This window comes from Microbulbifer sp. JSM ZJ756, from assembly GCF_044383805.1.
GTDB lineage: Bacteria > Pseudomonadota > Gammaproteobacteria > Pseudomonadales > Cellvibrionaceae > Microbulbifer > Microbulbifer zhoushanensis.
Genome location: NZ_JBISER010000002.1, coordinates 394,367 through 405,788 on the forward strand (window position 1 = coordinate 394,367; position 11,422 = coordinate 405,788).

General features: G+C 55.4%; 9 protein-coding genes. 4 read left to right on the plus strand and 5 right to left on the minus strand.

Annotation, left to right across the window (positions count from 1 at the left end; translation table 11 throughout):
• Positions 1-281: 281 nt before the first annotated feature.
• Positions 282-662 (plus strand): hypothetical protein, encoded by a 381-nt coding sequence (locus tag ACH6CX_RS05755; protein WP_396675138.1) that lies wholly within the window; start codon positions 282-284, stop codon positions 660-662.
• Positions 663-1,594: 932 nt separating this feature from the next.
• Positions 1,595-2,005, plus strand: coding sequence for a hypothetical protein (locus ACH6CX_RS05760; RefSeq protein WP_237063690.1), 411 nt, complete (start codon positions 1,595-1,597; stop codon positions 2,003-2,005).
• A 419-nt stretch (positions 2,006-2,424) separates the two neighbouring features.
• Here the strand turns inward: ACH6CX_RS05760 and ACH6CX_RS05765 are convergent, their stop codons facing one another.
• The 4 genes from ACH6CX_RS05765 to ACH6CX_RS05780 all read right to left on the minus strand — a co-directional run bounded on the left by ACH6CX_RS05765 (position 2,425) and on the right by ACH6CX_RS05780 (position 5,979).
• Positions 2,425-2,799, minus strand: a complete 375-nt coding sequence (locus ACH6CX_RS05765; protein WP_237063689.1) for a VOC family protein — start codon at positions 2,797-2,799, stop codon at positions 2,425-2,427.
• A gap of 127 nt (positions 2,800-2,926) precedes the next feature.
• Positions 2,927-3,127, minus strand: coding sequence for a hypothetical protein (locus ACH6CX_RS05770; protein ID WP_232941819.1), 201 nt, complete (start codon positions 3,125-3,127; stop codon positions 2,927-2,929).
• A 235-nt stretch (positions 3,128-3,362) separates the two neighbouring features.
• Positions 3,363-4,406 carry a tetratricopeptide repeat protein gene (locus ACH6CX_RS05775; protein WP_396675141.1) on the minus strand — a complete coding sequence of 348 codons (1,044 nt, stop codon included), beginning with the start codon at positions 4,404-4,406 and terminating at the stop codon, positions 3,363-3,365.
• Between the two features lie 31 nt (positions 4,407-4,437).
• A complete protein-coding gene (locus tag ACH6CX_RS05780; RefSeq protein WP_396675143.1) occupies positions 4,438-5,979 on the minus strand; it encodes an adenylate/guanylate cyclase domain-containing protein in 1,542 nt (513 codons plus the stop codon).
• Between the two features lie 346 nt (positions 5,980-6,325).
• On the opposite strand from ACH6CX_RS05780, the gene ACH6CX_RS05785 reads away from it, so the two are divergent.
• Positions 6,326-6,577, plus strand: a complete 252-nt coding sequence (locus tag ACH6CX_RS05785; RefSeq protein ID WP_305080583.1) for a multidrug efflux SMR transporter — start codon at positions 6,326-6,328, stop codon at positions 6,575-6,577.
• Between the two features lie 756 nt (positions 6,578-7,333).
• Positions 7,334-9,880 (plus strand): RICIN domain-containing protein, encoded by a 2,547-nt coding sequence (locus ACH6CX_RS05790; RefSeq protein ID WP_396675145.1) that lies wholly within the window; start codon positions 7,334-7,336, stop codon positions 9,878-9,880.
• Positions 9,881-10,025: 145 nt separating this feature from the next.
• Here the strand turns inward: ACH6CX_RS05790 and ppnN are convergent, their stop codons facing one another.
• Positions 10,026-11,399 (minus strand): nucleotide 5'-monophosphate nucleosidase PpnN, encoded by a 1,374-nt coding sequence (ppnN, locus tag ACH6CX_RS05795; protein WP_232941829.1) that lies wholly within the window; start codon positions 11,397-11,399, stop codon positions 10,026-10,028.
• Positions 11,400-11,422: the final 23 nt, after the last annotated feature.

An 11,422-nucleotide genomic window follows, 5' to 3' on the forward strand; every position in this document is an offset into this window, starting at 1 on the left:
ATAAAGCATGCAAGTGCGGGCTTCTTTATACTGGAACCGCTATATCACTTTGGGGAGGCGGCCAGGCAATAAGTAAAGGGAACGGCTTTGGTATATTTAATGCTGGTGTCGATCTGACATTTGGTGTGGTAGGGTTTGTTGGGGGACTGTGGGAGGAGTTGCTGCTGTGAGCTATGGCGGAACATCGGCAGCTATGAAATATGTTACCGATGTGTATGATTATACTGTGAAGCCCGGGGTGGACTTTTTATGCTGGGCACTGAAAACTGTTAGTAAGAAATATGCTTAATTTCTTCTATTTCAAATTTTATGCTCTCTCTCAAAAGGTCAATGGTATGGGCAGGCATAATCACTACTATGCCTGCTTAACTCTTTCTTTTTTTGAGATTGTTGCTTTTGTTAATGGGATTTTGCTTGTCCATATGCTGGGGCGCTGGGAGTTGGTATTTTCTGGTGTTAGTAAGTTTTTGGCGGTAATCGTATTTCTTGTAGTATTGTTGATAAACTATGCTCTCTTCTCTATTCGGAGTCGTAGCGAGGAGTTTTTGGTTGAGAGAAAGTCAATTTTAAGTAATTCCTCCGAGTATCTTGGAGGAATACTAAGTCTTTTGCTTGTAATTCTCACTTTGTTTTTTCTTTCCTACTTTACATTTAATGGGTGAAGTTTCTGAGAACAAGGCTGTGTGAAAAATGATAAAAAGAGAAAATAAAAAGGACACCCACCAACTGAAGATATCAAGCTAGATATCCTTCTTGCAGGCACAGAAGAGCCGTATCGGTGTCATGGCAAGGCAGCGTAAGAAGGGAAGTCCAGGTGGCTGGCGCTGAAAGGACTCGCTCGCAATCGCGAATGTCGTGTGACCAGCGCTTGCTGAGCTGCTCACAGGCGCCGCGTACAGTGTGGGCACTACTCACCAGGCTTTTGGAACAGTTCTCGAAGCACTGTTCGGGGTAGTGCCTGTGCCGGGTTTAGCTGCTTCTCGAGTAGTCAAGTAGAATATGACAGCTGTGGGCGTGATTATTAACGTTGCCTCAACAACTAATAAATCCGTAAATACCGTAACTGCTGAGAGTAAGAGATATTAACTTTGGATGATGGTTTAGCCTGGATTGGGTCATTAACATTTATACAAATTTTGTATTATTGGGCTTTTCTGCTGATAGTGGACCTTTTGGTTTGTTCTATTTTTAGGCAAGAGCGGCCTTCTTCGATGAGATTTTCGTATAATTTTTGGCTGCCCTTCGGCGTCTTTATTCCTGTATTCTGGATTCTTAGGTTGGACGAGCCGTTGGTCATCGATGTGCTAGTTGTTTGCTCTATGGCGCTCTTTTATTGTCTGGTTAGGCCCTGCTTAAAAGCGAAATTTATGCAGGCACTGATTTGAAAATAAGTGAGGCTGGACCGACTTTCGGCGCTTATTTGCTTAGGAGTGTAATTCGCAAAAAGAGTGGTCTGAACCGACTTGCTGGATTTAATTTATCCGGTCGGCTGGGCAGCTGCAATGGTTGGGCGCGGCCCAGCTACAACTGCTAATCGGGTAGTCTTTGGGGGGTTACTGTAACCCATATAGAATGAGCGTTGGTTTAAGGTGGTATGAATATTTCTTCAATATATTTTTATTACTATTGTTATCTCAGACGTTTTTTTAAGAATGGTCCCTCAGGCTGGCTTTATGAAAGCAAAGCTATAATTACGCTATGTTTTTTGGAGGCGATTATCCTTATCGGGTTGACAGCTTATCTTTTTGCAGTTCTTGATATTGGCGTTAACTTTTCATTTCATCCGGCTTTAGTGATTGTTCCTTCATCTTTTGCTCTCTATGGTATTAACCATTGGATATTGCTCAGTGGTAATCGATGGAAGCGCTACGATGAAGCGTTAAATATGGCGACAAGAAAGTTCCAGGAAAGAGGTAGAGCTCTGGCTATTTTGGCAACTATCTCTTTTCCGGCCGCATTCATTTTTGTTTTATGGCAAGTAGGGAGAATGAAGGGTACGTGGTAAGAGTAAAATGAAATGACAAAAAATAGAGCATAAATAAAACGGACGCCCACCGACTAGGGATGTCGAGCTCACGAGCTTTCCTCAAGGCGAGAGTGACGCCGGTTAGAGGGCTAACTGGGGAGGGAGGCTTGAATTGTGGCTTTACGCACCAAGGCGGCCTCTTCTGGTGCAGGAAGGGTGCATAGGCATTACGGGTAGCGCTGTCTCAGGTGGGAAGGGCCTATGTCGCGGGCAGTGAAAGGAAACGATCGCATTCTCGAATGCCATGAACCCAGCGCTTTCCGAGTCGATCACAGGCGCTGCGAACAGCGTCTGCTTAGCTCAACGGGCTTTTAAAACAGCTCTCGAAGTGCCGGCTGTAGATTCCCATGGTTTCCCGAACTCCTCCGAAGTGGGTGGTTGTGATTATTGCAGTACTTTTATGCTGGGCGGTGAAACACTGCAAGTTTGTTGCCGTCCAGGTCCCTGAAGTACGCACCGAAATAAAGGCCGTCAAGTCTTGGTCCTGGTGCGCCCTCATCAGTGGCGCCCAACGATATCGCTTTTGCGTAGACCGCGCTGACCGTTTCATCACTTTCCGCTGAAAAGGCAACCATTGTGCCATTCCCGTTTGTTGCGGGTTCGCCGTCAAAAGGCTTTGATATCGCTAGCTTGGCTTCGTGATTTTTGAAAGAGAAAAAAATCACCCTGTCAGTTTTCATTACTTTCGTTCCGCCCAGCAGGGGAAGCAACTGATCGTAAAACGCTTCTGCTTTTTCGAGGTTGTTTGTCCCGAGGGTGGTATGGGAGATCATGGATCTGCTCCGGTAGTTTTGATGTCACATTGACAGGGAGGGGCAAGTGCATAACGGCCCTGGAAGAAGCGAGTCAAAACAGCGTTAATGCCCGGATCGCGAAAGGGGCTTGGCCCAAGTGGGCAACTCAAGCTGCCGGCTTTTGCCCCAGGATTCGCGCCGGCAGCATCAGTACTGCTCGCAGGAAGGCAAATATTGCCTCGAAGGTGATGCCGACGAGGCGGAACGGCAATGACAGTAGCCAGATGAATGGCCATGCGACGAGTGCAAGCAGCGCCAGTGGCCAGCAGAGAATAAGAAGTAAGAGCCAGAGCAGGAAATTAAGCATTGTTCGTCCTTGGCGGCCGCATGATGCAGCAAAATCGGCTGTTCTGAATTTTGGAAAAAACAGGACACCCAAAGATTACAGGCATCGCAAGAGTAACCCGGGTCACAGGGACGTTATGACACGAAACCCGGTTTGCTCAATAGTTTCCCGGTAACCAATCGGTTCACCTGGAAACAATCAATGGGTCATTTTTTCTTAATGGTAAACCAATAACCCGGAATCCGGAACACCGCTCCTAAGGCTTGGCCCGGGGCGGTGACGACAGGGCTTTCAGGTTTTCCAGTACTTTTTCGGCCCTGGCGATATTGGTCAGCAATTCCGCATTGTCCGGGTCCAGGGCCCTGGCTTCGCGCCAGGTTTCCACGGCACGCTCGATCTTGCCCTCACTGTACAGGTCATTGCCCCGTTTGATCGCGGTTTTGACCCGGGCGTTCAGCTGCGCCTGGAGCTGTGATTGCAGGGATGGCAGTTGCGGTTCCTGCGGCGACTGTTGCTGCAGTTTGTTAAGGCGCTGCTGTGCACCCGCCAGGTCACCGGCTTCCAGGGCCTGCTGTAATTCCGCGACCAGGGCTTTGTTGTCCCTTTCCGGGGGGCGCCTGGTCGGTTGGCGTCTCGCCTGGCGCAGCTGGCGGTTGGCCCGGGCCAGGTCCTGGTCGATGTTTTCCCGCTGCGCCTTATCCTGCAGGAGGTCATGGCCGTACAGGCGCCGTGCCACCTTCAAGCCACGCTGGGCCTGGGTATAGTCCTCTCGCTGCAGGGCCAGTTGCGCATGCTCCTGTAGAGCCTGGGCCGACCCGCGGCACTGGCGGAGAAAGTTCTTCTGTTCCAGCCAGGTCATCACACCGGGGCCATTGAGCTGCCGCAGGCGCTCATAGGCCTCGGCGTCTTTCAGCAACTGTTCGCCACGGTGGATGGCCAGCTCCATCCGCAGGCGTTGCTCGTGCAGCTGGCGTCGCTCTGCAAATTCTTGCCGTGCGCTGACCAGTGCCTGGCTGCCTGGCAGTACCTCTGTAGCTGCCTGCAATACCTTCCCGGCGCCATGCCAGTTGTCCTGTTTCTCCAGGTGGCTCGCGGCGCGGATTGCGTTGCGCTCGAACTGCTGCAGGCTGCTTTGCAAACGCCTGATTTTTTGCTGCTGGGCTGGCGTCGCCGTAACCAGCTCCTGCAGTTGGCCGAGTTCGGCGGACTGCTGTTGGGCCTGCTGCAGTGTGTCGGCTGGCAAACCTTCCTGCGCCTGCTGCTGTGGCGGCAGCAGGCTACAGGCCGGCAGCAGCGGCATTAGCAAGAACCAAACAAGCGCTAGGCGGCGATCAAGCATGGCTGGCTGCCTTCCGGTCCTGTTTACGGGGCCGGCTCTTCAGTATTTTCTGCAGGTTAGCCTGCAGAAGATGCTGGTCGTTGTGATGGATATCCTGCACGGAATAGATTCCCACCGGGGCCGACTTGCCGCGGATCGGGATTGTCCGCTCGGACCGGGCGATAATGCGTGGCTCAAGCATGGTGAACAGTTGTTCCCGGATAATGATTTGGTCCGCCCGGGCCTCGCTGCACAGGCGGGAGGCCAGGTTGACGGCGTCGCCGACCACGGTGTATTCCATCCGCTCGTCGGAGCCCAGGTTGCCGGCCAGCATGGCACCGGAGTTGATGCCGATGCGGAAATGCACTTCGGGCCGGCCATCGGCGCGGCGCTGCTCGTTTAATTGTACCGCCAGTTGCTGGATCAACACCGCACAGCTGATCGCGTTGAAGGTGTGGTCGGTATCTTCCTCCAGCACCCCGAACGCCAGCATCGCACAGTCGCCAATAAACTTGTCGACCACGCCACCATACATCGAGCAGGCCCGGGAGATATACGAGAAGTATTCGTTCAGCAGCTCGGAAACCTGGCAAGGCTCCAGCTTTTCGGACATGGCGGTAAAGCCGGTAATATCGGCAAACAGCACCGTTGCCTCGATCGGCCGGTCCACCAGCCGGATTTCGTCCAGGTTGGCCAGTACCTTGTCGGCAACGTTCTTCGACACATAGCGGGAGAAGACCTGCTCGACCTGCGATTTTCTCAGCAGTCCGGCCGCCATATTGTTGAAGCCCTCGAACAGGTAGCCGATTTCGTCATTGCGCTGCTGTTCGATACGGGTTCCAAAGTCGCCGCGGTCGATGGCCTGGGTGGCCTCCATCAGGTGGTGGATCGGCAGCGACAGGCGCCGGCTCAGCCAGTAGGCCAGCAGGGACGCCAGCAGGGTCATGGCCAGGGTGGCATAGATGATCGCATCGCGGGCCCGGGCTGCGGCCTGGTCCATCTGCGACGCGGACAGGGTCACCACCACCGAGCCGACCCGGACGTCCAGGTAGTTGGCCGGGGCGATAAAGCTGATCAACCGCTCCGGGGAGCCGTCGGCCGTGTCCCGGAACCAGGGCCGGGCTATGACCCCGGCGGCTGCGAAAGGCCCGGCGGCCTCGAGAGGGGAGCCGGTCAGGTCCGGCTGGATGCCGCTGGCCGACAGCAGCTCGCCGTCGCGTGCGTAAATACCCGCCCCCAGGATCTTCTCGTCCAGGCCAAGGTTGGCGGTCAGCATGCGCAGGTTCAGGTCGTTCTCCGACAGAATCGGTTCTCCGGCCAGTTTGGCCAGCTGCAGCGCCATGGTGTTGCCGAACTCATGCAGTTGTGTGCGGATCAGGCGGTTCTGGTTATCGCTGATAAACAGGCCCAGGCTCGTCATCCCCAACACCAGCAGCAGGGTCATGACCAGTGCCAGTTTGAGCGCAATCGGGATACGGCGGGGTAACAACCGGGCAAAATGTGCCTGTAGACCGTTGGCGGTGTGCCGCAATATGCCTTTGGCCTTGGTAATCAACGGGAGGGCTCTCCTTCTATTTATAGTTAGCCGTCACCTGCACCCGGGTGGTGAGAATATGTGAACTATACCAGTTCTTGGGCGGCAGTATGTCTCACTCAGCAAATTGACCGATCGGTCACATCGGCGGAGCGACAGAAACATATGCGGGTAATGGGGCACAGAATACAGGCAATAACAGGGGGAAAAATGGTTGTGGGGGAGATGGGGCTCTTTTGCAGAGGCCATTAACGGTTTTTAACCTGTCTAACATGACTTTGCCGCGCTAGTGTCCGATGCAGTCCCAGGGAGGACCCTGGGATGATCGTTAATCAGTGGGGAAGGCCCCGTAATCAAATGGTGCCGTATGAACTGGTTGATCCTTATCCTCGCTGGTTTACTGGAAGTGGCCTGGGCAACAGGGCTCAAATACACCGAGGGCTTCACCAGGCCAATACCTTCCCTGGCAACGGTGGCCGCCATGGCTGCCAGCTTCTGCCTCCTCAGTATCGCGATGCGCTCGCTACCCCTGGGATCCGCCTATGCAGTCTGGGTTGGAATCGGCATGGTGGGGGCGGTTGTCGTGGGTGTTGTGGTATTTCATGAGTCACATCGGTGATCAAGGTAGTCAGCCTGTGCTTTCTCGTCGCTGGTTTTATCGGCCTTAAGTGGTCAAGCGGAGCTTAGTCACCCAGGGTTCGGGGCGCTCCCAGCTCGACCCGGCTTGATAGCTGGTATCGAGGATAGATGCCAGGGTTGGCAAATCGACGGGAGATAATGCTTTTCCCGTCGTATTAGCTTCCACCAGAAGGAAGAAGAAATGCGCTTTTTCCAACCCGTGACGTCGGCATAATGAGACGTCTTCGGGGTAAGGTTTGCCTCGGGTTACCGTTCTCGATGCTTACGGGCTGGCCCGAATTTTTATTTCCACCCGCTTTCCCGTGCTGCTTTGCCGTTAACGTCCCCTGAATTGTTGGTCCAGGTATGAAAGTGGCATGCGCTGGATACAGGACTGGTACGCCAGTATGCGCCTCTTTTGTGCGCTGCTTCTCAGGGGACGTACGGTCACTTTTTTGCTGTTTACTCTGTTTCACTTTCGTGACTAGAATCTTTCACTCAGCCATTTGGGTGATCCTCCATGGCTGTGATGTCAAAAATAATAAGTTTTAAAAATAATAAATTTATCCCAATAAAAATCAGCGACAACACGCCAAATCATCATCAAACGCCGGCATACCGCTGTATGTCCAGGGTATCGTATTGCCTTAGTCAATTTCTCGATTCGCCGGCCAGCCTCAAAGGTATGTAGTTCTCCTTTCAATTGATCGTTGACGTGTTGCCAAATCAAGTTCACAGAGAGAATGAGGTTCGGCGCATGATGAAGAGACTTACCCCCGTTTACCTCGGGATCATTTCCCTGTTTTTCCTCCAGCTGCCCCTGGTTGCCAACGCATCCAATTTACCCGCGGACAGGTACACGCTGACGCTTTCCCATAGTGGCAAATGTGTCAATGTGCCCGGCGGCAGCACTTCCAGTAACATCCAGCTGGAGCAGGCCGGCTGCTCGGGCTCGGCGGTGCAGAATTTCGATATCAGTTCGGTGGGCGACGGTTATTACCGGCTCGTCAACGTAAACAGCGGTAAGGCCATGCGGGTGCAGTCCGGCTCGAAATCGGACGGCGCGGCTGTGGTGCAGTATAGCTGGTACGACTATGGCTCCCAGCACTTCCTGCCGCAAAGAAACGGCAGCGGCTATATCCTGCGCAACCGCAACTCGGGCAAGTGCGTCGAGCTCTCGGGTGCATCGCAGGGTGACGGGGCGCGGCTGGTGCAGATGTCCTGTACCGGCTCACCGCAGCAGACCTTTGCCATCGACCCCACCATCGACGGCGAGCGCACCCTGGCACCCGGCAGGTATACGGCCAGGGCAGTGCACTCGGGCCTGTGCCTGGATGTTCCCTCGTCCAGTACCGCCAATGGCAGGCAGCTTCAGCAGTGGAGCTGCAATGGCACCGCCGCACAGCAGTTCGACTTTGTTTACGCCGGTGGCGGGCAGTACGAGATCATCAACGTCAACAGCGGCAAGTGTGTCGACATCTACTGGGGCCAGAGCGGCAATGGCACTCCAGTGCAGCAATACAGCTGCAACCAGGGCAATAACCAGCGCTTCCTGGTCGAGGGCACCGGTGACGGCGAGTTTTTTATCAAAAGCATTCTGTCGGGCAACAAGCCGATCGATGTCTCCGATGTCTCAATGAATGCTGGCGCCGACATCCATCTCTGGGACGAGCATGGTGGTGATAACCAGAAGTGGACGCTGGAGCCAGTGGTCTACGCGGCCGCGGTGCAGGACGGCATCTACAATATTGTCGCCCGTCACAGTGGCAAATGCCTGGATGTACCCGGGTCCAGCACATCCACGGGCACCCAGTTGCAGCAGTACTCCTGTAACGGTACCAGTGCGCAGACCTTCGAGTTGGTTCACCAGGCCGACGGCTACTACAAGATCCAGAACACCAACAGTGGCCTTTCACTGTCGGTGCGGGATTTTGCCGGCGCCGCCGGCGCGGCCATCGAGCAGGGCGAGGGCTTTGGCAGTGACAACCAGCTTTTCCGCTTTGTGCCCTACGATTCCGGCTACGTAATACGGCCCAAGTCCAGCTACCAGTGCCTGGATGTGAACAACAGCCCGTTCAGTTCCGGTTACCAGAAACTGGAGCAATACACCTGCAACTACGACAACAACCAGGTCTTTGAGCTACAGCCTCTATCAACCCCAGCCAGTTATGCGGCAGCGCAGGTTGCCAACAATGAAACCGTTGTCCTGTTGCACGGCTTTGCCGGCTGGGGCCGCAATGAATTGTTCGGTTTCAAGTACTGGGGCGGTGGCTGGAAGGGCAAGCGGGACCTGCAGGAAGTCCTGAAGTCCCAGGGGCACGACACCGTGACCCTGGCAGTGGGGCCGCTCAGTTCCAACTGGGACCGGGCGGTAGAGGCCTACTACCAGCTGAAGGGCGGCTGTGTGAACTATGGGGCAACCCATGCCGCGACCCACGGGCACAGCCAGTTTGGCCGCTGTTTCAGCGGGCTGCTGCCGGACTGGGATGCCTCCAGCAAGATCCACATCATTGCCCACAGCCAGGGCGGCCAGACGGCCCGTGTACTGCTCAAGCTTCTGCGGGACGGCTCGCCGGAGGAGAACTACGAATCCGGCAGTGTGTTCGAGGGCGGCAGGAACTGGGTGCACAGCATCACCACGGTTTCCACGCCCCACAACGGCACCACACTCACCGAGTTCTTCAACCCGCTGGATATTACCGAGCAGCTGGTGACCTCCATTTACCGCGCGGCGGGGCTGGTCAGTGGCGAGAACGTGATCTACGACCTGAAGCTGGACCAGTGGGCGCTGACACGGCAGTCCGGGGAGAGCTGGGATGACTACTTCCTGCGCGTGAAGGACCACCGCCTGTGGGAGGACTCGCTGGATACGTCCCTCTATGACCTGAGTGCGGAGGGTGCGCCCTATATCTATGGTGGCGCCATCACTTACCCGGATGTGTACTACTTCTCTTTCTCGAACCAGTCCACCTTCAAGGGACTGTTCACGAAAAAGCAGTACCCTGTTGCTTCCACCTTCCTGCCGTTTATGCCGCAGTCCCTGTTTATGGGGCAGTACAAGAACAGCAACCTGGGCGTGGATGCCAGCTGGTTCGCCAATGACAGCGTGGTGAACACCAACAGCATGGTGGCGCCGATGGGTGCCCCTTACCAGGACTACAACGGCTTGCCCGTACCCGGCGTATGGCAGCATATGGGCAAAAAGTCCGGCTGGGACCACCTGGATGTAACCGGGATGTTCACCCTGAAGGATATCAATCCGATGTACCTGGACCATGTGGAGATCCTGAAGTCCCTGGATTGAGGCGTAAACTTTTCGTTAGGAAGTGAGAGAGAAGGGGACCCCGGTAGCTGCGGGTCCCGAGTCAGGGCCAGCCCGGATAGCGGGCTGGCTTTTTATTGCCGGTTTGTGCAGTAGAGGCCCCGGAATGGCCGTCGGCCAGCCTGGCTTACCCGGTACTGATTTCGTAGCAGGGAATATATTCCTTGCCGGGCAGCTTCATCCGTTGCTGCTTCGCGAAGGATGCCAGCAAGGTATCCATACTGCGCATAAGCTCGGGGTCGCCGCGTAACTGGAAGGGCCCATTTTCCTGCACATTGCAGATACCCTCGTTTTTGACATTGCCGGAGACGATGCCGGAGAAGGCCCGGCGCAGGTTGGCGGCCAGCAGGTAGGGGGCCTGGTTGGAATGCAGTTCCAGGTTATGCATGTTCTCGTGCGTGGGGATAAATGGCCGTTGGAACTCGGTGGATACCTTCAGTTGCCAGTTGAAGTAGTAGGCATCCCCGGATGCCTTGCGGTACTCCTTGACCTGCTGGATACCGGCCGCCATTTGCCGTGCAACTTCCGCCGGGTCGTCGATGATGATCTGGTAGCGTGACCTGGCTTCCTCGCCCAGGGTAGAGGCAATAAACTGGTCGATGCGGATAAAGTAGTCCGCGGCACTGGCCGGGCCGGTGAAAATGACCGGGAAGGGTTGCTCCCGGTTCTCCTCGTGCAGGAGGATCCCCATCAGGTAGAGGATTTCCTCCGCGGTACCGGCCCCACCGGGGAAAACGACAATGCCATGGCCGGTGCGTACGAAAGCCTCCAGCCGCTTCTCGATATCCGGCATTATCACCAGCTGGTTGACGATCGGGTTGGGTGCCTCTGCCGCAATAATCCCCGGCTCGGTAATGCCGAGGTACTGTCCGTGCCGGTCGCGCTGCTTGGCATGCCCGATGGTGGCCCCTTTCATCGGGCCCTTCATTGCGCCGGGTCCGCAGCCGGTGCAGATATCGAGGTAGCGCAGGGCCATCTCGTAACCCACCTGCTTGGTGTAGTCGTATTCCTCCGATGAAATGGAGTGCCCACCCCAGCAGACCACCAGCCTCGGGGAGCGAGACCGGTCAAAGGTGCCGGCATTGCGCAGGATATGGAACACCGCGTCGGTGATACCCTGGGCAGAAACCAGGTCATAGCGGGGATCGCCGGTAATTTCACTGTTGACATAGATAATGTCGCGGAGCACGGAAAACAGGTGTTCGCTGATCCCGCGAATCATCTTGCCATCGACAAAGGCGATCCCCGGGGCGTTGCGGACATTGAGCTTGACACTGCGCTCGGTCGGGATAACCGAGATGTCGAAATCGGAGTACCTCTCGAGCAGTTCCTTGCCGTCGTCCATAAAGCCGCCGCTATTGAGAACGGCCAGGGAGCAGTTGCGGAAAATCTGGTACTGGGGGCCGCGGCTGTCGTCCGTAAGCTTGTTGATTTCATACTTGGACAGAATGTCGAACTGTCCTACGGGTGATACCTGTGCATCGACGAGATCGCTGGTCATGCATCCCTCAAGTGGCGCGGAAA

Excerpts from the sequence above, each read along its gene's own strand:
- ACH6CX_RS05755 (WP_396675138.1), top strand. The coding sequence starts at position 282 with ATGCTTAATTTCTTCTATTTCAAATTTTATGCTCTCTCTCAAAAGGTC.
- ACH6CX_RS05760 (WP_237063690.1), top strand. The coding sequence starts at position 1,595 with ATGAATATTTCTTCAATATATTTTTATTACTATTGTTATCTCAGACGT.
- ACH6CX_RS05765 (WP_237063689.1), bottom strand. The coding sequence starts at position 2,799 with ATGATCTCCCATACCACCCTCGGGACAAACAACCTCGAAAAAGCAGAA.
- ACH6CX_RS05770 (WP_232941819.1), bottom strand. The coding sequence starts at position 3,127 with ATGCTTAATTTCCTGCTCTGGCTCTTACTTCTTATTCTCTGCTGGCCA.
- ACH6CX_RS05775 (WP_396675141.1), bottom strand. The coding sequence starts at position 4,406 with ATGCCGCTGCTGCCGGCCTGTAGCCTGCTGCCGCCACAGCAGCAGGCG.
- ACH6CX_RS05785 (WP_305080583.1), top strand. The coding sequence starts at position 6,326 with ATGAACTGGTTGATCCTTATCCTCGCTGGTTTACTGGAAGTGGCCTGG.
- ACH6CX_RS05790 (WP_396675145.1), top strand. The coding sequence starts at position 7,334 with ATGATGAAGAGACTTACCCCCGTTTACCTCGGGATCATTTCCCTGTTT.
- ppnN (WP_232941829.1), bottom strand. The coding sequence starts at position 11,399 with ATGACCAGCGATCTCGTCGATGCACAGGTATCACCCGTAGGACAGTTC.